We start from the raw sequence: 23000 nt of genomic DNA, 5'->3' as shown, positions 1-23000 counted from the left end.
AGATAGTTCTTGAACTGCAGGTACAAAATCTGGGCAGACGGAAGGTCGCGCAATTCGGCCTGGATTCCGCTCAGTTACTCATGCTCGCGTACGTCAGAGCGCATCGACCGTCGCGTCGATCACCCGGGAAAGGCGGTCCGGCCCCTCGGCAACGCGGGCCATGAGCCGCAGGCCGACGACCGTCGTCAGGAGCAGACTCCCGGCGCCCCGGGCATCGCGCGCGGGATCGATCTCCCCCGCCCGCTGCCCCTTCTCGATCAGCGCCTGGAACGCCTCTTCGGTGCGGTCGAACATCCGCCGCACCAGTTCGGTCGCCACCTCGTCCACCCCGGCCAGCTCGGCCGCGGTGTTCACCGCCATGCAGCCACGGCGGTCCGGGTCGGCGAGGTCCATGTCGACGAGGAGCCAGAGCGCCGCGCGCAACCGCTCCTTGACGGGCCCGGATTCCTCGAGCATCTCGATGAGGGCCAGGGCCTGACTGTCGCGGTAGCGGCGCAGCGCCCGCTCGAACAGGGCGTGCTTGCTGCCGAAGGTGTTGTAGAGACTGCCCTTGCCGATACCGAGCGCATCGACGAGGTCCTGCGGCGTGGTGGCGGCATACCCCTTGCGCCAGAACACGCCCATGGCCTGCTCGACGGCGGCGTCCGGATCGAACTGCTTCGGCCTTCCCATGATCATGACTGTAGACCGTTCTTGACCCGAAGGTCAAGAACGGCACAGGTCAAGCATCAGGCGTCAGGCGCTGCGCCGCACCCGCGCCGCCTTGCGGGCCTCGGCCAGCTCACGGGACTCGGTGGTCCGCCGGGAGCCGCCGGTGGCCCGCCCCGGACGGGTGCCCATCCCGCGGAAGGGGGCGCCGCCCCGCTTGGGGCGCTCAGCGGTGGGCGCGGCGCCGCTGATGGGGATGCCGGAGGGCGCCTTCGCACCGGTGATACGGCTCAACTCCGCCTCGCCGGAACGGACTTGGGTGATCTGCGGCCGGATCCCGGCAGCGGCCATCAGGCGGCTCATGTCGCGCTTCTGGTTGGGCAGGACGAGGGTCACCACGCTGCCGGACTCGCCGGCGCGGGCGGTACGGCCGCCGCGGTGCAGATAGTCCTTGTGGTCGCTGGGCGGGTCGACGTTGACCACCAGGTCGAGGTTGTCGACGTGGATGCCGCGGGCCGCGACGTTCGTCGCCACCAGGACAGTGACGTCGCCGGTCTTGAACTGGGCGAGGGTGCGGGTGCGCTGCGGCTGCGACTTGCCACCGTGCAGCGCGGCCGCGCGCACGCCGCTGCCCAGCAGATGCCGGGTGAACTGGTCGACGGCGTGCTTGGTGTCCAGGAACATGATCACGCGGCCGTCGCGGGCCGCGATCTCGGTGGCGGCGGCGGTCTTGTCGGCGCCGTGCACATGCAGCTCGTGGTGGCGCATCGTGGTGACCGCGCCCGCCGAGGGGTCGACGGAGTGGACGACCGGGTCCTGGAGGTAGCGGCGGACCAGGAGGTCGACGTTGCGGTCCAGGGTGGCCGAGAACAGCATCCGCTGGCCGTTGGGCCGCACCTGGTCGAGCAGTTCGGTGACCTGGGGCATGAAGCCCATGTCGGCCATCTGGTCGGCCTCGTCGAGGACAGTGATGGACACCCGGTCGAGGCGGCAGTCCCGGCGCTCGATGAGGTCCTTCAGGCGGCCCGGCGTCGCGACGAGCACCTCGGCACCGCTCCGCAGCGCGCCGGCCTGCCTGCCGATCGACATGCCGCCGACCACGGTGGCGATGCGCAGCTTCAGCGCCCTCGCGTACGGGGTGAGCGCCTCGGTGACCTGCTGGGCGAGCTCGCGCGTCGGCACGAGGACCAGGGCCAGCGGCTGCTTCGAGTCGGCGCGCTGTCCGGCGGTGCGGGCCAGGAGCGGAAGGCCGAAGGCGAGGGTCTTGCCGGATCCGGTGCGTCCACGGCCCAGTACGTCGCGGCCCGCGAGCGCGTTCGGCAGCGTGGCGGCCTGGATCGGGAACGGCTCCGTCACGCCGAGGCCGTTCAGCGTCTTCAGGAGAACTTCCGGCATGTCGAGCTCGCCGAAGGCCTCGACGGCGGGCAGACCCGGGGTGACGGTGACAGGGAGCGCGAACTCACCCTGCGGTGCGGCGGGGCGGCGGCTCTGCCCGCCGGGACGGCCGCCCGCGCCGCGAGAACGCTGGGCTGCGAAACCGCGGGGATTGGACTTGCCGGAATAGCGATCGTTCGTACGACCTGAACGGTTCAAGGAGAACCTTCCTCGATATGGCACGCATCGAGGAATTCTCGGCGAAAACCAGCCGAACGAATTGCAAGCACGAGCCGAAAAAAGAAAAACTCTGTAAACAGCAACGAGCTGGTGCCCGCACCGTGAGGTGCGGGCACCAGCCTCGTGTCAACGCGTCAGCGTCAGGCGGGGAGGATGTTCTCCGCCTGCGGGCCCTTCTGGCCCTGCGTGACGTCGAAGGTCACCTTCTGACCTTCCTGGAGCTCACGGAAGCCCTGGGTGGCGATGTTCGAGTAGTGGGCGAAGACGTCCGGGCCGCCACCCTCCTGCTCGATGAAGCCGAAGCCCTTTTCCGAGTTGAACCACTTCACGGTGCCGTTAGCCATACTAAAATCTCCTTCGGGGCAAAGCCCGGAGTCCACACTGTGCGAACCCCGGCGTCGCCACGTTGATTGCCCCGTCCGGAAAACTGCACCGGAAATACAAAAGTGCCCGGCGGATCAGATCCACCTAAGGCACTTGAAGTCTTATGGGAACCACAACTGCAACTTCGATCAACAGTAGCACGGTATGAGCTTCAAGGCACGGTCAGGCGCTAAATATTTCTCCCGCGAGAACGAGAAATGCGGGGAGAACCGCCCTGTCGGAGCTGTCACACACGCCATGGAGGGCCCTGCGGCCCGATCGGCTCGCCCGTCGGCGCCACCCGCCGCGCCGAGCCGCCGCCCGCCCCTCGCCACCCACAGGTCCGGCATATCCAGAACAGTTCAACTCTGAAACACATGGTGCCATTGTCATCTCGTTATCACTTGAGTCCTTGACGTCAGGAGGGTCGCCGGGTTGGCTTTCAGCCACCTCGGACCGCATGGAAGCGGTCAGGTCTAGGAAGTGGACGAATGAAATCCCGTAGACGTGAAGCCACCGTCGTCGTGACCGTGGGCGTGCTCGCCCTCTCGCTCGCCGCATGTGGCGGCCTGCTCGACAGCGACGAAGGAACCAAGGACGACAGGAAGGGCGACGACGTCACCGTCGGCCTGCTGCTGCCCGAATCAGAGACGGCTCGCTACGAGAAGTTCGACCACCCCATCATCGAGAAGCAGGTCAAGAAGCTCACCAACGGCAAGGGCAAGGTCGTCTACGCCAACGCCGACCAGGACGCCGCCAAGCAGAGCCGCCAGCTCGAGAAGATGGTCGCCGACCAGGTCGACGTGGTCCTCGTCAGCGCGGTGGACGCGAAGAAGATCGCCCCGTCCGTCAAGAAGGCGAAGGACGCGGACATCCCCGTGATCGCCTACGACCGGCTCGCCGAGGGGCCCGTCTCCGGTTACGTGGCCTTCGACAACGAACTGGTGGGTCAGGTCCAGGGCCAGGGGCTCATCAAGGCGCTCGGGAGCGGCGCCAGTAAGAACAGCAAGATCGTCATGATCAACGGTTCGCCGACCGACCCGAACGCCGCCGTCTTCAAGCAGGGCGCGCTCTCCCAGCTCAACCAGCTGGACGTCGCCAAGTCGTACGACACCGAGGGCTGGAAGCCGGAGACGGCGCGCGCCCATATGACCGACGCGATCACCGCGCTCGGCAAGGACAACATCGCGGGCGTCTACTCCGCCAACGACGGCATGGCGGGCGGCATCATCAAGGCCCTGAAGGCATCGGGCCTCACCGAGCTCCCCCCGGTCACCGGCCAGGACGCGGAGCTGCCGGCCGTGCAGCGCGTCGTCGCGGGCGAGCAGTACATGAGCGTCTACAAGTCGTACCCCGAGGAGGCGGTGGGCGCCGCGCAGATGGCGGTCAGGATCGCCCAGGGCCGCATGGTCGAGTTCGACGCCCTGGCCGGCGACCAGTCCGAGAACGCCACGACGAAGGACATCCCGTCCCTGCTGGTGTCGGTCCGCCCCCTGACCCAGGACACCATCAAGTCCACGGTCATCGCGGACGGCATCTACAAGACGTCGGAGATCTGCACGCCCGCGTACAAGGCGGCCTGCGCGGCGATCGGCCTCAAGGGCTAGCGGCGGCTGCGGCCGGGAGCCTCGGCTCCCGGCCGCGTCACGCCGCCGCGTGCGCCCCGCCCGAACCGTCCTCCCCGTCGTGGTGGATCGGCGTGCCCGATCCGGTCAGGGGCATGCCCGTGCCGCCGCGGCGTGTCGCGACGATCTCGGCCGCGATGGACAGGGCCGTCTCCTCCGGCGTACGGGCGCCGATGTCCAGGCCGATCGGGGACCTCAGCCGTGCCAACTCCCCTTCCGTGACGCCGACTTCGCGCAGTCGGCGGTTGCGGTCCTCGTGGGTGCGGCGCGAGCCCATGGCGCCGACGAACGCGACCGGCATGCGCAACGCCGCCTCCAGGAGCGGGATGTCGAACTTGGCGTCGTGCGTCAGTACGCACAGGACCGTGCGGGCGTCCGTCCTGGTGCCCCGCAGATAGCGGTGCGGCCAGTCCACGACGACCTCGTCGGCCTCGGGGAAGCGGGCCCGGGTGGCGAAGACCGGACGGGCGTCGCACACCGTCACCTCGTAGCCGAGGAACTTGCCCGTGCGCACCAGGGCGGCGGCGAAGTCGACCGCGCCGAAGACGATCATGCGGGGCGGCGGCACGCTCGACTCGACGAACAGCGTCAGGGGCGCGCCGCAGCGCGAGCCGTCCTCCGAGACGCCGAACTCGCCGGTGCGGCCCGCATCCAGCATCGCGCGGGTCTCCCCCGCCACCGTGCGGTCGAGGTCCGGGTGCCCTTCCAGGCCGCTTTCGTACGATCCGTCGGCGCGCACCAGCAGGGGCCTGCCCAGGAGTTCGGCGGGGCCCTCCGCCACGCGGGCGATCGCCGCCGCCTCGCCGTTCGCGGCGGCCGAGAGGGCCGCCGCGAACACGGCCCTGACAGGCGCCTCCGCGGTCACCGGCGTGACCAGGACCTCGATGACCCCGCCGCAGGTCAGCCCCACGGCGAAGGCGTCCTCGTCGCTGTAGCCGAAGCGCTCGCGCACCGCCGTGCCGTCCGCCAGGGCCTGCACGCACAGGTCGTACACGGCTCCTTCCACACAGCCCCCGGAGACCGAACCGATGGCGGTGCCCTCGCTGTCGACGGCGAGGGCCGCGCCGGGCGGGCGCGGCGCGCTGCCGCCCACCGCCACGACGGTGGCGACGGCGAACGCCCGGCCCTCTCGCACCCATCGGTCGAGCTCGGCGGCGATGTCAAGCATCCCGGACTCCTGCCGCGTCCAGGACGCGGTCGGGCCGGATCGGCAGCGCACGATGGCGTACGCCGGTCGCGTGCCAGACCGCGTTGGCGATCGCCGCGGCGGCGCCCACGATGCCGATCTCGCCGATGCCCTTGATGCCGACGGGGTCGTCCGCGTCCGGGTCGTCCACCCAGTCCGCCTCGATGTCCGGCACATCCGCGTTGGCGGCGAAGTGGTAGCCCGCGAAGTCGGCGCCGACATGGCCGCCCGTCGCCTGGTCCCTGACCGCCTCCTCGTGCAGCGCCATGGACAGGCCCCAGATCATGCCGCCGACGAGCTGGCTGCGTGCGGTCAGCGGGTTGATGATGCGGCCCGCCGCGAAGATGCCGAGCATCCGTCGTACGCGCACCTCGCCGGTGGTCACATCCACGGCGACCTCGGCGAACTGCGCACCGTAGGAGTGCCGTTCCTTCTGCGAGAGCGCGAAGACGTACTCACTGGTGTCGGACCGCACGGTGATCCCCTGCGGCGGGATGTCGCCGCCCAGGGCCAGTTGCTCCCGCAGCTCACGCACCGCGGCCGTGACCGCCCAGCCCCAGGAGCGGGTACCCATCGAGCCGCCCGAGATGGCCGCCGGGCCGAAGTCGCTGTCGCCGATGCGCACATGGACGCGGTCCTGGGCCACTTCGAGGGCCTCGGCGGCGATCAGGGTCAGCGCGGTCCGCGCCCCCGTACCGACGTCCGACGCGGTGATCCGCACGGTGAAGGTGCCGTCGGCCTCCGCCGTCACGGCCGCCGTGGACGGCATCGCGATCACCGGGAAGGTGGCCGCGGCCGTGCCGGTGCCGATCAGCCAGCGGCCTTCGCGCCGCAGGCCGGGGCGCGGGTCCCGGTCCGCCCAGCCGAACCTGCGGGCCCCCTCCTCGAAGCAGGACACGAGATTGCGGGAGCCGAACGGCAGCCCGGAGACGGGGCCGACGTCCGGTTCGTTGCGGGCCCGCAGCGCGATCGGGTCCAGGCCGGTCCGCTCCGCGAGTTCATCGAGCGCGGACTCCAGGGCGAACGATCCGGGAGCCTCGCCGGGCGCGCGCATGAAGGTCGGCGTCGGCACGTCGAGCCGCACGACGCGGTTGACGCTGTGGTGGGCGTCGGCGGCGTACATCGGACGCCCGAACCCGGCGCTCCCCTCGACGAATTCATGCACCTTCGACGTGAGGCTGTGCGCCTGGTGCCCGACGGCGCGCAGCCGCCCGTCGGCGTCGGCGCCGAGCCGGACGCGCTGGGCGGTGGGGCTGCGGTAGCCGGTCAGCGAGAACAGCTGGCGACGGGTGAGGACGACCCTGACGGGGCGGTCGAGCACGGTCGCCGCCATCACGGCGAGGATCTGGTGGACGCGTACGCCCTTGGACCCGAAGGCTCCGCCGACGTGCTCGGACCGTACCCGTACCGAAGCCGGGTCGAGCGAGAACAGCTTCGCCAGCTCGCCGGCGACCCAGGTGCTGCCCTGGTTGGAGTCGACGACTTCGAGGCGTCCGGCATCCCATCGCGCCATCGCGGCGTGCGGCTCCATCGAGCTGTGGTGCTCTTCGGGCGTGCTGTACTCCTCGTCCACGACATGGGCGGACGCGGCGAGTTCGGCGTCCAGGTCGCCCTTCGCCATCTGGTGGTTGTCACCGTCCGGGGTGTACGTGTCGGGGTGCGCGGCGGAGAACGCGACGTCGTGCGGCTCCGCCTCGTACTTCACCACCAGCGCCTCCGCGGCCTCTCGCGCCTGCTCGGAGGTCTCGGCGACGACCAGCGCCACGGGCCAGCCGACGAACGGCACCCGGTCGTGCTGGAAGACCTCGACGATCGGGTCGGGCGGGCCGAGCATGCTGATGTAGTCACCGTCGACGCGCGGCGCGTTGCCGTGGTGCAGGACGGACAGGACGCCGGGCATCTCGCGCACGGCGTCCGACTCGACCGAGCTGATCCGGCCACGGGCGATCGTGGACAACACCAGCCAGCCGTGGGCGAGTTCGGCGAAGGGGATCTCTCCCGCGTACCGGGCGGCGCCGGTGACCTTGGCCCGGCCCTCCACGCGGGTGTACGAAGCGCCGACGGCGCCCGTCGCTCCGGTGGACGTGGTGGTCGTGGTCGGCGTCGTCGGCGTCCTCATCGGGTGGCCTCCTCGGTCAGCTCGGTCAGCATCGCGACGACGAGGTTGCGCAGCAGCGTCACCTTGTAGCCGTTGTGGGGCAGCGTCTGCGCGGCCGCCAGTTCGGCGTCCGCGGCGGCGGCGAACGCCTCGGCGGTCGCCGGGCCACCGGTCAGCACACGCTCGGCCTCCAGCGCCCGCCACGGCCGGGACGCCACCGCCCCGAAGGCGATGCGCACTTCGCGTACGACACCGTCCTGGACGTCGAGCGCGGCGGCGATCGAGCCGATCGCGAAGGCGTACGACGCGCGCTCGCGCACCTTGCGGTAGCGGGAGAGCGTGGCGACCGGAGCCGGCGGCAGGGTGATGCCGGTGATCAGCGCGCCAGACGGCAGCGCGGTCTCCAGGTGGGGTGTCTCGCCCACCGGGAGGTAGAACTCGGCGAGCGGCAACTCGCCGGCCCCCTCGGCCGTTTCGTACGACACGACGGCGTCGAAGGCGGCGAGCGCCACCCCCATGTCCGAGGGATGGATGGCCACGCAGTGCCCGGAGGCGCCGAGGATGGCGTGGTTGTGGTGCTCGCCCTCGATGGCGGGGCAACCGCTGCCGGGGGCGCGCTTGTTGCACGGCTTCGACAGATCGGTGAAGTAGCCGCAGCGGGTGCGCTGGAGCAGGTTCCCGCCGACCGTGGCCATGTTGCGCAGCTGTCCCGACGCGCCGGCGAGCACGGCCTGCGCCAACGCAGGGTAGCGGCGGCGCACTTCGGGGTGGGCGGCGAGATCGCTGTTGGTGACGGTCGCGCCGATCCGAAGCCCGCCGTCGTCGGTGACCTCGATCCGGTCGAGGGGCAGCTCGCGTACGTCGACGAGCAGGGCGGGCCGTTCAACGCCCGTCTTCATCAGGTCGACGAGGTTGGTGCCGCCGCCGAGGACGCGCGCGTCGGGGTCGGCGCCGAGCAGCGCGAGCGCGCCGGGGACGTCGATCGCGCGCCGGTAGTCGAATTCCCTCATGCCACAGCCTCCGTACTGCCCGCGGTCTCGTTCGCGGACTCGTTCGCGGCCGCCTTGGCGACCGCCTGCACGATCGACACATACGCGCCGCAGCGGCAGAGATTGCCGCTCATCCGCTCTCTGATCTCGTCCGCGGTCAGCTGCGGCACGACCGCCTCGGGCCGTACGTCGGCGGTCGCCGCGCTCGGCCAGCCCGCGGCGTGCTCCTCGATCACCGCGATGGCCGAACAGATCTGCCCCGGCGTGCAGTAACCGCACTGGAATCCGTCGAGGTCGAGGAAGGCCTGCTGCACGGGGTGCAGCCGCTCGCCGTCGGCGACGCCTTCGATGGTGGTGATCACCCGGCCTTCGGCGGCGACCGCGAGCTGCAGACAGGAGACGGCCCTGCGGCCGTCGATCAGGACCGTGCAGGCGCCGCACTGGCCCTGGTCACAGCCCTTCTTGGTGCCGGTCAGATCGAGGCGCTCGCGCAGCGCGTCGAGCAGGGTGGTGCGGTGGTCGACGGGCAGCGTGTGCTTTTCGCCGTTGATGTTCAAAGTGATGGCGCTGGACGTCGATGGAGCCACGATCGGCCTTCTTTCGCTTCTGTCAGCTTCTTCAGCAAGTGCCGCTCAAGAGCGGGAGCGTGGAACGAGGCGATCCCGACGGTGAGTTCGGGAAGAGATGGCGCTGTGCGTAGGGGTGCCGCACGCGACACCGTCGAAGTGCGGCGAGAGGCGATCGGCCGCGATCGCGACCGGCCATCCCCCGCCGGCTGATTCTGCCGGTATGGTGAGCCTAAGTGGACAGCTGTCCGCAAGCATTGAATTTACCGGACAGTTGTCCGCTTAGCAAGGCCGGCACGGGCTGCAACGAGCCGACCCACGCCGTGATTCCCGGGAGGAGGACGAGTGCGGGAGCAGAAGGACGCACGGCTGCGCTCGGACGCGCAACGGAATCGCGAGCGCATCCTGGAAGTGGCCCTCGCGGAACTGACGCGATCGGCCGACGCCCCGCTGAGCGCGATCGCGAAGAAGGCGGGCGTCGGGCAGGGCACCTTCTACCGCAACTTCCCCAACCGCGAGGCACTCGTCCTCGAGGTCTACCGCTACGAGGTCCAGCAGGTCTGCGACACGGCGTGCCAGCTGCTCGACACCCGCGCCCCCGACGAGGCTCTGCGGGAGTGGATGGACCGGCTCGCGCAGTACGCCATGGCCAAGGCCGGTCTGGCGGACGCGATGCGCAAGGCGACCCTCGCGAAGGGCACCCTGATCGGGCTGAGCAAGGGTTCGCTGTCCTCTGCCGTCGAAGCCCTCCTGAGGGCGAACGAGGAGGCGGGCACGATCCGCCCCGGCGTGACCCCCGACGACTTCATGCTCGCCATCGCGGGCCTCTGGCAGATCGACCCGCACGGCGACTGGCAGCTGCGGGCCGGACGCCTCCTCGACCTCGTCATGGACGGACTGCGGGCCGGCGCCCCCGGACGATGAGCGGTGCGGTGACGCACGCCGCGGCGACGAGGATGCCGAAGGCGACGGTCAGGGCCACCGCGTAGCCGTGCACGGACGCCGCCGTCGGCGTGGCGTCGGCCCGGGACGCCAGGTGGGCTGCGGCCGCGCTCGCCGCGACGGTGTTGAGCAGGGCGGTGCCGAGTGCGGCTCCCAGTTGCTGCGACGCGTTGTACGCGGCCGCTGCGGCCCCGATGTCCTGCGGGCGCATTCCCGCGGTGGCCAGGCTCGCGGTCGGCGGCATGACGCAGCCGAGGCCGAGCCCCGTCAGGATCAGCGCGGGCAGCAGATACGCCGGCAGGACGTGCGTGCTCTGTGCGGTGAGCCGGGTCAGGACGAACATCCCGGCGGCCGCCGCGAGCAGCCCCGGCAGGATCAGCGCCGCGGGTGCGACGCGTCCGTGCAGCCGCCCGGCGACGAGCGTCGCGCCGACCAGCGCGGCCACGGCGTTGACGATCAGCGTGAGGCCCGCCTGGACCGGCGAATAGCCGAGGACCGTCTGCGTGTAGTAGCTCATGAAGAGGTAGAAGCCGAACATCGCGACGAACAGCAGGGTGATGGCGACGAACGCGCCGGCCCGCGCGCGGTCCAGGAGCACCCGCATCGGCAGCAGCGGCTGCGGAGCCCTGACCTCCACGGCCGCGAACGCGACGAGCAGCAGGGCACCTGCCAGGAGGAGGGTGAGGACCAGCGGCGCGTCCCAGCCGCGCGGCTCGGCCTCGTTGAAGGCGTACACGATCGCGGCGAAGCCCCCGGCGCTGAGCAGGGCGCCCGCCACGTCGAGCCGGCCGCCCGCCCCGCGCACCGGCCGGTCCCTCGGCACGAAGGCCGCGCCGAGTACGGCGAACAGGGCGACGGGGACATTGACGTAGAGGCACCAGCGCCAGCTCGCGTACTCGGTGAGCAGCCCCCCGGCGACCAGGCCGACGGCCGATCCGGCGGCACCCACCGCGGCGAACACGCCGAACGCCCGGCCCCGTTCCCCCGGTTCGGAGAAGGTGATCGTCAGGAGCGAGAGCCCGGCGGGCGCGAGCACCGCGGCGAACGCCCCCTGCAGGGCCCTCGCCCCGAACAGCATCTCGGGGTTCACGGCGGCCCCGCCGAGCGCGGACGCGGCGGCGAAACCGATCAGTCCGATGAGGAACGTACGCCGGTGGCCGAGCGCCCCGCTGATCCGCCCGCCGATCAGGAGCAGCCCGCCGAAGGCGAGCGCGTACGCGGTGACGGCCCACTGGCGGCTCGCGTCGGACAGGCCGAGGGCGCTCTGCGCGGAGGGCAGCGCGATGTTCACGATCGTCCCGTCGAGGACGACGAGGAGCTGGGCGGCGCTGACGGCGAGGAGGGTCCACAAGCGGCGTGGTCCGGGTGCGGTTGCCGCGGCGCTCGCGCGGGCTTGAGGGGTGTCGGGGCTGTCGGGGCTGTCGGGGCACAGCTGCGCCCTGGGGATTTCCTTGTCTGCCGGATTCATGACTTCAAGTCTTTCGTTGAAGTCGCTCCGGAGACTTTCGCCGCTTCCACCCCTCGTCTTACGGGTCGAGACGCCCCCAACCCTCAAGCCCCGGTTACGTCTTCCCATGACAGAATCTCGGCCTGAACAGCGGCGATGAGGGTGTGAGCGCAGTGACACGGCGGACCAGGACCGGCACATGGGACCGCTTCGTGGCATCGGACCCGGGGCTGCTGCGGCTGATGGCGGGGCTCCGGACGGTCGCGGCGATCGCCCTGACGCTCGTCGTGCTCGCCCTGTTCGGCACGGACGTCACGCACATGGTCGCGGGCGCCATGACGGCCATGGTCGCCACCTTCGCCATCAAGGAGAAGGAGGTACGCGACCAGGCGGTCACGCTCGCTCTGGGCCTGCCCGTCTCGCTGGCGGCGATATCCCTCGCGGCTCTCCTGCACGACCAGGTCATCGCGGGTGACGTGTTCTTCGTGGCGCTGATCTTCGGCGCCGTCTACAGCCGCCGTTTCGGCGACCGGGGCACGGCCCTGGGCCTGATCGGCTTCCAGGTCTACTTCGTCTCGCTGTTCGTGGGCGCGACCGCGGCGGCGCTGCCCGAGCTGTATCTGGCCCTGACCGTCGCCTTCGTGTGCGGCGCCGTCGTCCGCTTCGCCGTCGTGCCGGAGTCTCCCGAACGGGACCTCGGCCGGCTCCGGGTCGCCTTCCGGGCGCGGCTCGCGCAGTTGGTGGCCACCCAGATCGAGCTCCTGGACGCCACCCCCGATCAGCTGGAGAAGGTCCTCGACGAGCTGCGCCGTGGCACCGCCCGGCTGCACGAGACGGCCCTGATGATCCAGGGCCGCCTGGAGGAGGGCACACCGGACGCGGCGACCGCGGCCCTGGTGCAACGCCGTGTCGCGGACGCGGAGATCGCCGCCGAACGTCTCGGCGTCCTCCTCCTGAACGCGCGCAGCGCCGAACGCGCGGACACCCTCACCCTGCATCTGCCGCACGCGCCCGTACCGGAGACCGGCACGCGGATCCACCCCGAGGACGACGCGACGCTCACCCTGCGCCGGGACCTGCGGGCGCTGTACCTGCTGGTGTCCCGGCCGGTCTCCGCCGACCGGGGCACGGCCCTGGCACACGTACGCAACAGGCTGCTCGGCTACCGCGACGAGGACAATCTGCCGCGGGCCTCGATCGCCGTCCAGGACGTCTTCCGCGGCATCGGTGAGTCCGCCCGCGCCGTGCTGGGACTGCGGCTCGCCCTGGACGGACCGCAGGACGAGTCCGACGACTCTCCGGCGACGACCCGTTCCCGTGAGGAGTTCGACGCCGAGGACATCGCGATCGCCGGTGTCGAGCAGGCCGCGGAGCCGGAGGACGAGCAGGCCGGCCTCCGGCGCCCCACCACCAGGGCGGCCTTCCAGGTGGCCGTGGGATCGACGCTCGCCATCATCGGCGGCGAGTTCCTCTCCACCGAGCGCTGGTACTGGGCGGTGCTCACCTGCTGGGTGGTGTTCCTCAACACCGCGTCGACGGGCGAGATCCTCGTCAAGGGCTATCGGCGGCTGCTCGGTACGGTCCTCGGAGTGGTCGCCGGTGTGGCTCTCGCGGGGCTCGTCGGCGACCACACCTGGCTCGCCTTCGGCCTCGTACTGCTCTTCATCTTCGCGATGTTCTTCACCGCTCCCCTGTCGTACGCGCTCATGTCCTTCTTCGTCACGGCGATGCTGGGCCTGCTCTACACCCTCCTGAACACCTACAGCCTCTCCGTGCTCTGGCTGCGCATCGAGGAGACGGCACTCGGCGCGGCCTGCGGCATCATCGCGGCCGTCCTCGTCCTGCCGGTGCACACCGACCGCCGCACCGACGAGCTGCTCAGCACGGTCCTCGCCCGGCTCGCCGACGTGGTGTCCGCCTCGGTGGAGCAGCTGAGCGGCGGGCCCGCGGCCGATCTCCTCGACAGGGCGCGCGACTTGGACACCGCGCTCGACGATCTGCGCGCCTCCATCCAGCCGCTGACCCACCCGATCACCCCGCTGCGCGGCCGCCGCAGGACCGCCCGCTATCTGGTGGCGCTCCTGGAGACCTGCGCGTACCACGCCCGTTCGCTGGCGGCGACCGCCGAACTCGTGCCGTACAGCAAGACCGTCGCGGCCGATCCACGCCTGGCCAAGGCCGGCCGGCGCATCGCCCACAACCTCGACGTCATCACCGCGTACGTGGACGACGACAAGGCGGACGGCGAGGTCAGAACCGGCGCCAGCATCGCCTCCATGCTGGAGGCCGACGGCCCCGGCGCGCTGCGCTCGGGCACGGTGACCTACCGCGTCCTGCGCCATCTGCAGCGCCTCGACGAAGGCGTGGCGGGCCTGGCCCGCCCGCTCGACGTACCGGTCGCGGGACGCCGGGCGAACAAGGCGAAGCGCGCCCGCGTGCTGCCCGCTCAAGGTGCGGACAGCACAGGCACCTGAGCCTCGGCGAGCACCGGGTAGTCGGTGTACCCGGCCGCACCGCCCGTGTACATCAGCCCCTTCTCGCGTACGGGATTGAGCGGCGCCCCGATGCGCATCCGCTCGACCAGGTCGGGGTTGGCGAGGAACGAGCGGCCGAGCGAGATCAGGTCGGCGCCCGCGGCGAGGAGCCGCTCGCCCGCCGCCCGTCCGCCGTCGGCGGGCAGCGGACCTCCCCAGCCGAGCACCGGGTTGGCGATGAGCGTGCCCGGCCAGTTCTTGCGGATCTCCTGGAAGACGGCCTGCTCCGGGTCGGCGAAGACGACGTGCAGATAGGCGAGGCCGCCCATATCCGTCAGGGCGTCGACGAGCGCCGGGTAGATGTCCTCGGTGTCGCCCTCGTCGATGCCGTTGACGGTCAGGCCGGGAGCGATGCGTACGCCGACACGCTCGGGGCCGATCTCGGCGGCGACGGCCTCGACGACCTCCACGACGAAGCGGATACGGCCGGCGACCGGGCCGCCGTAGGCGTCGGTGCGGTGGTTGGTGCCCGTCGCCAGGAACTGGTGGAGGAGGTAGCCGTTGGCGGCGTGCACCTCCACGCCCGCGAAGCCGGCGTCGACGGCGCGGCGGGCGGCCGCGGCGAAGTCCGCCACGGTGGAGTCGATCTCGTCGAGGGTCATCTCGCGTGGCACGGCGGCCGGCTGGTGCCCGCTCGGGGTGAAGATCGTGTCCGGCAGCGGCACCGGCGACGGTGCGACCGGCGTCAGGCCGCTGGTGTCGGGGTGGCCGACCCGGCCGCCGTGCTGCAACTGCAGGAACATCCGGCCGCCCGCGGCGTGCACGGCATCGGTGACCTGCCGCCAACCGGCGACGTGCGCATCGCTGTGGATCGCCGTGATGTTCGGGTAGGTCTGGCCGACCGCGTTGGGCGTGGCGGCCTCGGCGATGATCAGCCCGGCGGAGGCGCGCTGTGCGTAGTAGGTGGCCATGATCGCCTGCGGGGTGCCGTCGGCGTCGGCGCGGTTGCGCGTCATCGGCGCCATCACGAGCCGGTTGGGGAGGTCCAGAGTGCCGAGCTGAGTGGTTTCGAACAAGCGGGACATGGCGGTACCAACCTTTGCGGTGTCTGCGGCCGACTGTTCTCCGTCGCCGTCTGGGACGACTGTGCCGGTGCCCGCTTCGGAAGAGCTGACGGTCCGCTGATGGTCGTGCGACCGTCCGCTGATGGTCGTCCGCCCCTGCGCTGATGGTCCGCTGATCATCGTCTGACGTGCGCTGTGTACGGTGGCGCGTATGCGGTTCGGGGTGCTCGGTCCACTGACGGTGTGGGACGACGAGGGGGAACCGGTCAGGGTTCCCGAGGCGAAGGTCAGGGCGCTGCTCGCCGATCTTCTCGTCCACGAGGGGCGGCCGGTCTCGGCCGACCGGCTCATCGACGACCTCTGGGGAGAGCAGCCGCCGGGCCATCCCGCCAACGCCCTGCAGTCCAAGGTCTCCCAGCTGCGCAGAGCGCTGGGCGGCGACCGTGTCGTACGCCAGACACCCGGCTACCGGCTGCGCGTCGACGCGGCCGGGGACGAGGTCGACGCACACCGTTTCCGGGACCTGGTGGCCGAGGCCCGGACGACGGACGATCCGCGCCTGCGCTCCGGACTGCTCAGCCAGGCGCTGGAGTTGTGGCGCGGGCCCGCGTACGCGGACTTCGCGGACGAGGAGTTCGTACGCGCCGCTGCGCACCGCCTCGCGGAACAGCGCCTGGGAGTGATCGAGGAACAGGCCGAGGCGCGCCTGGCATCGGGTGACCACACCCTGCTGGTCGGGGAACTGACCGACCAGGTGGCCCGGCATCCGCTGCGGGAACGGCTGCGCGCCGTCCAGATGCGGGCCCTGTACCTGACGGGCCGCCAGAGCGAGGCACTCGCCTCGTACGCGGAACTGCGGGAGCACCTCGCTGATGAACTGGGCCTGGATCCGGGGCCGGAGGTGACGGCACTCCACGAGGCGATCCTGCGGCAGGATCCGGGGCTTTTGCGTCATACGGACAACTCGGGCGGTGCGTATGACGGCGGGGCCGCCGACGGCGCGGGCGGCGCGCTTGGCCTGGTCGGCGTGAGCAGTGTTGACCGTGCTTCCGAGGGCGTGTCCGCACGGTCCAGTCTTCCCAGTCCGCTCACCGAGCTGGTCGGTCGCGCGCCTGCGCTGGACGAGATTCGTCAACTCCTGGGCTCCGCGCGGCTGGTGACTCTTACCGGGCCGGGTGGCGTCGGGAAGACGCGGCTCGCCGTGGAGGCCGCCGCGCGGTGCGGTCGTGACGCCGGTGAGGTGTGGTTTGTCGAGCTCGCCGGTCGGCGCGGGGGCGGCGTCGACGACCTTGTGTCGGTGATCTCCGCCGCGCTCGGTATCCGGGAGGACACCCCCGCCGGACTGCCGGGCCGCGCCCCCGCCGAACGGCTCGCCGCCGCGCTGCGCGACCGGCGGCTGCTCCTCGTCCTCGACAACTGCGAGCACCTCGTCGAGCCGGTCGCCGAGCTGACGGGCCTGCTGCTCGGCGCCGCCCCCGGCCTGCGCGTCCTGGCCACGAGCCAGGAGCCGCTTGGACTGACGGGCGAGTCGGTATACGCCGTGGAACCGCTGCAACTGCCCGAGTCCATAAGGCTGTTCGTGGCCCGCGCCACGGCATCGGCGCCCGGATTCACCCTCGACGACGCCGACCCCGCGACGCGGGATGCCGTGGCGGAGATCTGTCACCGCCTCGACGGCATCCCGCTCGCCCTCGAACTGGCCGCCACCCGCGTCCGCGCCCTGGGCGTAAGGGAGTTGGCCGCACGCCTTGGTGACCGCTTCCGGGTGCTCACCGCCGGGCAGCGCGGCGCGCCCGCCCGGCAGCAGACCCTGCGGGCCGTCATCGACTGGAGCTGGGAGCTGCTCTCGCCGCCCGAGCGGACCGTGCTGTGCCGCCTGGCCGTCCACCGCGACGGCTGCACCCTGGACGCCGCCGAGACGGTCTGCGCGGGCGGCGACGTGGCGCACGTCGAGGTCCTTGATCTCCTGGCCCGGCTCGTCGACCGGTCCCTGGTGTTCCTGGTGTCCCCGGTGGAGGGAACCGCCGACACCGGTCCGCGTTACCGGCTCCTCGAATCCGTTGCGGCGTACGCGACGGAGCGCCTGCACGAGACGGTGGACGTCAGCGGCGTACGCGACCGGCATGCGAGCCATTATCTGGAGCTGGCCGAGCGCGCCGACCCGCACCTGCGCGGCGCCGCGCAACGGGAGTGGCTCGCGCGCCTCGACGCCGAGGCCGCCAACCTGCGCGAGGCCCTCGACCACGCGGTCCGGCGCGCGGCGGCCGACGGGACGACGGACACAGCGGTCCGCCTGGTCACCGCCCTCTCCTGGTGGTGGCTGCTGCGCGGCCGCCTCAACGAGGCCGGCACCGCCCTGGCCGCGGTGTGCGCCGTGGACGCGACGGCGGCCGAACCGCGCCTGCTGCACGCGGCGTTCGGATTGCTGACCGGGGAATCGCGGGAGCGCCCCGCGCCGCCGACGCCGCCGGTCGAGGCCTCGATCCAGCACGACGGCGGCCGGCCTCAATGGCTTTATGCGTACGCGCTGTTCAGCTCGGGCGACACCCTCGCCGGCGAGAAGGCCAACCGGCAGGTGCTCGACCACTTCACCGCCACAGGCGACCGCTGGGGCACCGCCGCCGCGCTCGCGCTGGCCGCGATGCACGCGCTGGCCCGGGGCGACCTCGCCGTCATCGAGCGGGACGGGGCGGGGGGCGCCGAGCTCTTCCGTGAACTCGGCGACCGCTGGGGCGAGTTGCAGACCGTGACGCCGCTCGCCGCGCTCGCCGAGATCAGGGGCGACTACGCGGACGCCGAGCGCCGTCAGCGGGAGGGTCTCGACATCGCGGAGGAGCTTGGCCTCGCGACCGAGATCTCCGCGCGGCTCTCCGGCCTCGGCAGGCTCGCGCTGCCGTCCCGGGACTGGGAGCGGGCGCGCGAACTGCACGAGCAGGCCCGCCGGTTGGCCGTCGAGCAGGGCTATCTGTACGGCGAGGTGCACGCGCTGATGGGGCTCGCCCTCGGCGCACGCCGGTCCGGCGACCTCGACGGGGCGCAGGAGTACCTGGTGCGCCTGCGTGACGGATATCCGTCATCGGAGGCCGGGGCCCACCTGCTGTGCACGGAACTCGGCCTCGTCGCCGAGCTGCGCGGCGACGGGCCGGGGGCGACGGCGCACCAGCTGCGAGGGCTGCGACTCGCGCTCTCCCTCGGCGAGCCGCGCGCCCTGGCCCTCTCCCTGGAGGGCCTTGCCGGTGCGGCGGCGCTGAGCGGCGAGGCGGGCGGCGCCCGGCACGCCGCCCTGCTCCTCGGCGCGGCGACCGCGGCGCGCCGGAGCGTGGACGCCCCGCTGCCGGAGTCCGAGCGGGCCGACGTCGACCGGGTCACCGAGGCCGCGCTCGCGGCCCTGGGCCGGGCGGCCTTCACGGAGGCGTACGAGCGCGGCATCGCCACGGACCCCGCGGAGGTCGCGCGGTCGGCCGCCGCCGGGCTCAGTCCGCAGGCGTGAGGAACGGGGCGAGCAGCGTCAGCGCGTCCAGGACCTCGTGCGCGTCCGGCGTGGCCTCCGGGTCGGCGATCCACTGCAGCATCAGGCCGTCGCACAGCGCGATGACCACCGAGGAGACGACCTCGGCACCGGGAGGCGGCGCGATCCCCAGCTCGGCGCAGGCATCGGCGGTCATCGCGAAGCCCGCCCGGCGCGCCTCCGCGTAACCGGCGGCGAGCCGCTCGCGCAGGGCGGCGGACCGCACGGCCGGCGGGAACGCCTCGATGTAGCTGACCACCATGGGCCGCAGCTCGTCGAACGAGTCGATCAGCGCGACGAGCGCCGACTCCAACTGCGCCCGAGGGCCCTGACCTGCGCTCGCGGAGACCGCGTCGCGCACGCGGGCCGTCCACACCTCGAAGCACCGGCCGAGCGCCTCGTCGAGCAGGCCCTCCATGCCGCCGAAGTGATAGCCGATCGAGCCGAGTCCGGCGCCGGACGCCTCGGCGACATCGCGCGCCGTCGTGCGCGCGTACCCCTTCTCCTGAAGGCAGAGGAGCGCCCCGTCCAGGATCTTGTCGCGGTGGCTTCTCGACTTCGGTACGGGCGGGGGTGCGGGCTGCTTAGACATGAGCTCAATCTATACAGTCGTGCGGTACATACGTACAGTACAACTGTTCAGTCTCTGTTGGCTGTTCGGACCTTCGCATCGACCTCACCGACGAGGAGCGTGCCGATGACCCCTGCCTCTCCGCCTCCGGGCCCGCGCCTGCCCGCGCCGCTCCAGACGGCGCTGTTCCTCGCCGCGCCGGGCCGCTTCACGCGCGCTGCCCAGCGGCACTACGGACCCGCGTTCCAGGTCCGCTTCCTCGGCTTCCCTCCCGAAGTGCTCGTCACGAACGCCGAGTTGGCGGCGGAGATCTACGCCGTCGACGCGGGCGGCGGGCGCGCCGGCGAGGTGCGGCGGCAGTTCCTGGAGCCGATGGTCGGCAAGCACTCGCTGCTCAGCCTGGACGGCGACCCGTGGTGGCGGCACCGGCGTCTGCTCAGCCCGCCGCTGCACGGAAAGTCCATCGCCCGCTATCGGGAGGAGATAGCCGAGATCGCCGCCGCGGAGATCGCGCGCTGGCCGCACGACCGGCCGTTCGTCCTGCGCGATTCCCTGCAGAACATCACCCTCGAAGTCATCCTGCGTCTGGTCTTCGGCATCCGCGACGCCACCCGCCTCGACCGACTGCGCGCCCTGATACCGGAGTTGATCGAGGTCGGCGGGTCGGCGGCGCTCCTCATGACCCCGCCCCGGGTGAGCGCCTGGACCCAGACCTCCCCGGTGCTGCGCCGGATGACGTTCCTGCCGACCACGCGGTTCCTGCGGGTGCGCGACGCGGTGGACGCGATCCTGTACGAGGAGATCGCGCGGCGGCGCCGCGAGCCGGTGCCCGGCGCGACCGACGTACTCTCCCGCCTCCTGGAAGCCCGAGACGAGGACGGCACTCCCCTCGGCGACCAGGAGTTGCGTGACGAGCTGATCACCTTGCTCGAGGCCGGCCACGAGACCACGGCCACGGGGCTCGCCTGGGCCTTCGAACGCCTCCTGCGCACCCCTGACGTCCTCGAGAAGCTGCGCGCCGAGCTCGAACTCGACGCGGACGAGCGGTACTTGGACGCGGTGGTCAAGGAAGCGCTGCGCTCCCGGCCTGTGGTGTACGACGCTCCGCGCCTCCTCGACGTCCCGCTGAAGCTGGGCGCGTACGAGGTTCCGGCGGGCTGGTACGCCGGACCGCTGATCTCCCTGATCCACCGGGACCCGGACGCCTTCCCGCGGCCGGACGAGTTCCGGCCCGAGCGCTTCCTGGGTGAGGAGGCCGCCCGCGCACAGCAGTCGTGGATGCCTTTCGGCGGCGGTCGGCGCTACTGCGTGGGTGCCCAACTCGCCCTGCTGGAAATGAAAGTGATCATCCGTGAGGTCTTGGAGCGGTCCGATCTGACCGTGCCGGACCCAGCGCCGGAGAAGCCGCGGATGCGGCATGTCACCCTGGTGCCGGCGCGCGGCACCCTGGTCGTGGCGCGGGGCGAGAAGAGCGAGGGAAGCGTCGTGGGCAAGCGCAGGACCGTCACCGTACGAGAAGAGATCGCGGTCCCCCCGGACGTGGCCTGGGCGGCCCTGGCCGATGTGACCAGGATGGGCGAGTGGAGCCCCGAGTGCACCGGCGGACGCTGGATCGGCGGCGCCACGCGGGCCGAGGCAGGCGCCCGGTTCGAGGGCGCCAACCACAAGGACCGCGTCCGCTGGACCACCCGCTGCACCATCACCCTGGCCGAGCCCGGTCGCTCCCTGGCCTGGGAGGTCAAGGTGGGTGTGCCGCTGTCCCGTTGGAGCTTCACGCTGACGCCCACCGAGAGCGGCACGCTCGCGGAACAGACCTGGCGCGATCTGCGCGTCGGTCCCTTCGGCGCCCTGGCAGCCCGGCTCGGCGAGGCGGGACTGCGCACGGGTCCCCGCGCCGACCACAACGAACGCGGGATGCGTGCCACGCTCGCGGCGCTCAAGCAGCATCTGGAATCGGCCCACACGCGATGGCCTCACGCGCCTCGCGGAGCGAAGTGACGCCGTCGGAGGCCAGGAAATGACCGGCTCCGGGGACGACGTCCGCGGAGACCCCCAGGAGACCGGCAAGGCGGTCGGTGTGGCCGACGGGTACGTACGGGTCCGCGTCCGACCGGATGACGGTGAGCCGACCGATGCGGCCGCTCAGCCCTGCCACGTCACAGCCGTCCCCGATGTAGGCGTCCAGGTCCGGGAGCGCGGGCAGTCGGTCGACGAACCCGGCGACGAGTACGAGGGTGCCCAACTGCCAGGGTTCTGCGAGCGAACGCAGATGGCGCAGCACGGTCAGGCAGCCGAGGCTGTGCGCGACGACGATCGAGTCCTGGTCGGGGACTCCCACTTCGGCGCGTACGGCCTCCGTCCACTGTGCGGGGTCCGGGTCCAGCGGGTTCGGAAGGGCCGGGACGCCGGCCGGGATGCCGCCCGCGTCGAGCTGCCCGGCGAGCCAGCCGAACCAGTGGTCTTCGGGGGAGGCTCCGTACCCGTGGATGATCGAGGCGCGCCGCTGCGTTGTTCGAAGGGTCATGTCGCAGGACGGTATGGCTTCACGCCTGCGTGAAGGTCAAGCCGTATCGATCCGAGCCAAGCCGATGAGGGGAATAGACGGTGCTGATCAGCGAACTCGCCGATCTGACCGGCGTGAGCGCGCGGGCGCTGCGCCACTACGAGGAGCGGGGACTGCTGGTTCCGGATCGCAACAGCAGCGGGTACCGGGACTACTCCGCGTCCGATGTCACCCGCGTCGCCCAGATCCGGACGATGATCTCCGCCGGCCTCGGGACCGCGACCATCCGGCGCTACCTCGACTGCGCCCGCACCGGCGAGCACGGCACTTCCCTGGAGATGTGCCCGGACCTGCGGGCCGACCTTGACGCCCTGGCCGGACGCCTCGCCGCCCAGCAGGCCCGACTCCGTGAGACTCAGCGCCGGTTGAGCGGGCTCGCGGCTCCGGGCTGAGGCGGGTCGGCACCGGGCTGCCGCCTCGCGCCGCCGGCACCACCCGGTAGCGACTCCAGGAGGAAGACCGCCGCGTCCCGCAGCGAGGTCGGCACGTCCGTACGCCCGCGCAGCCGGGTCGCCGTTCCGCCGAGTGTCTCGGTCGTGCGTACGGAACCGATGCGGGCGGCGTCAGGAGCGATCTCCGCGATGAGATCTTCCGCCTCGCTCCAGGCCCCCGCCCCCACGAGGGCCGCGAGGAGCTGCGCCGTGAACAACTTGCGGTAGGACGGTCCGGGCGCGGTGGCGGCGCGGTGCAACAGAGGGACGGCGCGGTCCCAGCGGCCCAGTCTGGCGTGGACCCAGCCCTGGTGGCCGAGGAGTTCGGTCTCGTCGAACCACCAGGCCCAGGGTGGATCGTGGCGCGAGACGCCGTCCAGGAACCGGCTGTGCGCGCGGGAGATCAGCTCCACGGCCTCGCTGCGGCCGCCCAGCATGGCGACCGCGTGGGCCTGCCGCACCAGGACGAGACTGCCGACCCGTGCGGGCATGGCCCGCACCCCGGCCGTACGGGCGACGGCGTCCAGGGCGGCCCGTGGTTCTCCGGTGTGGGCCTTGAGCATGCTGTGGTTCAGGAACACGAAGCGGGCCATCCAGCGGTCTCCGCAGAGTTCGGCCAGGGCCGCCGCGCGGACGTTCATCCGGTGGGCCGCACGGTAGCGGCCCGCGTCGAAGAGGATCCAGCCGACGACCTCGCACAGCTCGGCGAGCGCCGCGAGCCGGTCGCTGTCCTGGTGGCGCAGGGCTCGGGGATCGACGGACAGGTCCGGCATGCGCCGCATCGCCTCGCGCACGACGGGCAAGGCCGCCCTCGCACCGAACTCGGCGTCGAGGGCCACCAGTCGCTTCACGACGCGTACGGCCAGGGGGACCATCCGCCTACCGTACGACTCGACGCGGCACGCCTCCGG

18 protein-coding genes are annotated in these 23000 nt (G+C 71.7%); 6 read left to right on the top strand and 12 right to left on the bottom strand.

Annotated elements, in window-relative coordinates; all coding sequences use genetic code 11:
• Window positions 1–93: 93 nt before the first annotated feature.
• The 3 genes from OG453_RS21625 to OG453_RS21615 all read right to left on the bottom strand — a co-directional run bounded on the left by OG453_RS21625 (window position 94) and on the right by OG453_RS21615 (window position 2606).
• Window positions 94–672, bottom strand: a complete 579-nt coding sequence (locus tag OG453_RS21625; protein WP_266869640.1) for a TetR/AcrR family transcriptional regulator — start codon at window positions 670–672, stop codon at window positions 94–96.
• 63 nt (window positions 673–735) lie between these two features.
• Window positions 736–2241, bottom strand: coding sequence for a DEAD/DEAH box helicase (locus OG453_RS21620; protein WP_266869639.1), 1506 nt, complete (start codon window positions 2239–2241; stop codon window positions 736–738).
• Window positions 2242–2402: 161 nt separating this feature from the next.
• Window positions 2403–2606 carry a cold-shock protein gene (locus OG453_RS21615; RefSeq protein ID WP_150210372.1) on the bottom strand — a complete coding sequence of 68 codons (204 nt, stop codon included), beginning with the start codon at window positions 2604–2606 and terminating at the stop codon, window positions 2403–2405.
• A gap of 510 nt (window positions 2607–3116) precedes the next feature.
• On the opposite strand from OG453_RS21615, the gene OG453_RS21610 reads away from it, so the two are divergent.
• Window positions 3117–4232, top strand: coding sequence for a sugar ABC transporter substrate-binding protein (locus OG453_RS21610; protein ID WP_266869637.1), 1116 nt, complete (start codon window positions 3117–3119; stop codon window positions 4230–4232).
• A 37-nt stretch (window positions 4233–4269) separates the two neighbouring features.
• On the opposite strand, the gene OG453_RS21605 is transcribed toward OG453_RS21610, so the two are convergent.
• The 4 genes from OG453_RS21605 to OG453_RS21590 are packed head-to-tail and all read right to left on the bottom strand — an operon-like array spanning window position 4270 to window position 9110.
• Window positions 4270–5418 (bottom strand): XdhC family protein, encoded by a 1149-nt coding sequence (locus tag OG453_RS21605; protein WP_266869636.1) that lies wholly within the window; start codon window positions 5416–5418, stop codon window positions 4270–4272.
• Window positions 5411–7555, bottom strand: a complete 2145-nt coding sequence (locus OG453_RS21600) for a xanthine dehydrogenase family protein molybdopterin-binding subunit (RefSeq protein ID WP_266869635.1) — start codon at window positions 7553–7555, stop codon at window positions 5411–5413. Before OG453_RS21600 ends, OG453_RS21605 begins: the two co-directional genes overlap by 8 nt.
• Window positions 7552–8544 carry a xanthine dehydrogenase family protein subunit M gene (locus OG453_RS21595; protein WP_266869634.1) on the bottom strand — a complete coding sequence of 331 codons (993 nt, stop codon included), beginning with the start codon at window positions 8542–8544 and terminating at the stop codon, window positions 7552–7554. The genes OG453_RS21600 and OG453_RS21595 overlap by 4 nt, the downstream gene beginning before the upstream one ends.
• On the bottom strand, window positions 8541–9110 hold the full coding sequence (locus tag OG453_RS21590; protein ID WP_266869633.1) for a (2Fe-2S)-binding protein: 570 nt from the start codon (window positions 9108–9110) through the stop codon (window positions 8541–8543). The genes OG453_RS21595 and OG453_RS21590 overlap by 4 nt, the downstream gene beginning before the upstream one ends.
• A 324-nt stretch (window positions 9111–9434) precedes the next feature.
• Between OG453_RS21590 and OG453_RS21585 the strand changes: the two genes are divergently transcribed.
• The gene (locus tag OG453_RS21585) at window positions 9435–10013 is read left to right on the top strand and encodes a TetR/AcrR family transcriptional regulator (protein ID WP_266869632.1); all 579 of its coding nucleotides are present in this window, start codon (window positions 9435–9437) and stop codon (window positions 10011–10013) included.
• Here the strand turns inward: OG453_RS21585 and OG453_RS21580 are convergent.
• Window positions 9976–11499 (bottom strand): MFS transporter, encoded by a 1524-nt coding sequence (locus OG453_RS21580; protein ID WP_266869631.1) that lies wholly within the window; start codon window positions 11497–11499, stop codon window positions 9976–9978. The two genes, OG453_RS21585 and OG453_RS21580, sit on opposite strands and share 38 nt — an antisense overlap.
• A gap of 221 nt (window positions 11500–11720) precedes the next feature.
• On the opposite strand from OG453_RS21580, the gene OG453_RS21575 reads away from it, so the two are divergent.
• Window positions 11721–13952, top strand: coding sequence for an FUSC family protein (locus tag OG453_RS21575; RefSeq protein ID WP_266869960.1), 2232 nt, complete (start codon window positions 11721–11723; stop codon window positions 13950–13952).
• Here the strand turns inward: OG453_RS21575 and OG453_RS21570 are convergent.
• Window positions 13925–15037 (bottom strand): alkene reductase, encoded by a 1113-nt coding sequence (locus OG453_RS21570; RefSeq protein ID WP_266869630.1) that lies wholly within the window; start codon window positions 15035–15037, stop codon window positions 13925–13927. The genes OG453_RS21575 and OG453_RS21570 overlap by 28 nt on opposite strands.
• A 190-nt stretch (window positions 15038–15227) precedes the next feature.
• Between OG453_RS21570 and OG453_RS21565 the strand changes: the two genes are divergently transcribed.
• Window positions 15228–18506 carry a BTAD domain-containing putative transcriptional regulator gene (locus OG453_RS21565; RefSeq protein ID WP_266869629.1) on the top strand — a complete coding sequence of 1093 codons (3279 nt, stop codon included), beginning with the start codon at window positions 15228–15230 and terminating at the stop codon, window positions 18504–18506.
• On the opposite strand, the gene OG453_RS21560 is transcribed toward OG453_RS21565, so the two are convergent.
• Complete coding sequence (locus OG453_RS21560) at window positions 18490–19116, bottom strand: TetR/AcrR family transcriptional regulator (RefSeq protein ID WP_266869628.1); 627 nt, start codon at window positions 19114–19116, stop codon at window positions 18490–18492. The genes OG453_RS21565 and OG453_RS21560 overlap by 17 nt on opposite strands.
• 105 nt (window positions 19117–19221) lie before the next feature.
• Here OG453_RS21560 and OG453_RS21555 point away from each other — a divergent pair, with 105 nt between their 5' ends.
• A complete protein-coding gene (locus OG453_RS21555) occupies window positions 19222–21093 on the top strand; it encodes a cytochrome P450 (RefSeq protein WP_266869627.1) in 1872 nt (623 codons plus the stop codon).
• Here OG453_RS21555 and OG453_RS21550 read toward each other — a convergent pair.
• Window positions 21032–21619 (bottom strand): alpha/beta hydrolase, encoded by a 588-nt coding sequence (locus OG453_RS21550; protein WP_266869626.1) that lies wholly within the window; start codon window positions 21617–21619, stop codon window positions 21032–21034. The two genes, OG453_RS21555 and OG453_RS21550, sit on opposite strands and share 62 nt — an antisense overlap.
• 80 nt (window positions 21620–21699) lie before the next feature.
• Here OG453_RS21550 and OG453_RS21545 point away from each other — a divergent pair, with 80 nt between their 5' ends.
• Complete coding sequence (locus OG453_RS21545; protein WP_266869625.1) at window positions 21700–22050, top strand: MerR family transcriptional regulator; 351 nt, start codon at window positions 21700–21702, stop codon at window positions 22048–22050.
• Here OG453_RS21545 and OG453_RS21540 read toward each other — a convergent pair.
• Entirely contained in the window at window positions 22014–22964 is a 951-nt protein-coding gene (locus OG453_RS21540; protein ID WP_266869624.1) for a DNA-binding protein, read from the bottom strand. The two genes, OG453_RS21545 and OG453_RS21540, sit on opposite strands and share 37 nt — an antisense overlap.
• Window positions 22965–23000: the final 36 nt, after the last annotated feature.

Origin of the sequence: Streptomyces sp. NBC_01381 (assembly GCF_026340305.1) — a bacterium.
GTDB lineage: Bacteria > Actinomycetota > Actinomycetes > Streptomycetales > Streptomycetaceae > Streptomyces.
Note: the sequence above shows the minus strand (reverse complement) of the source record. Positions and strands in the feature narration are given on the sequence as shown.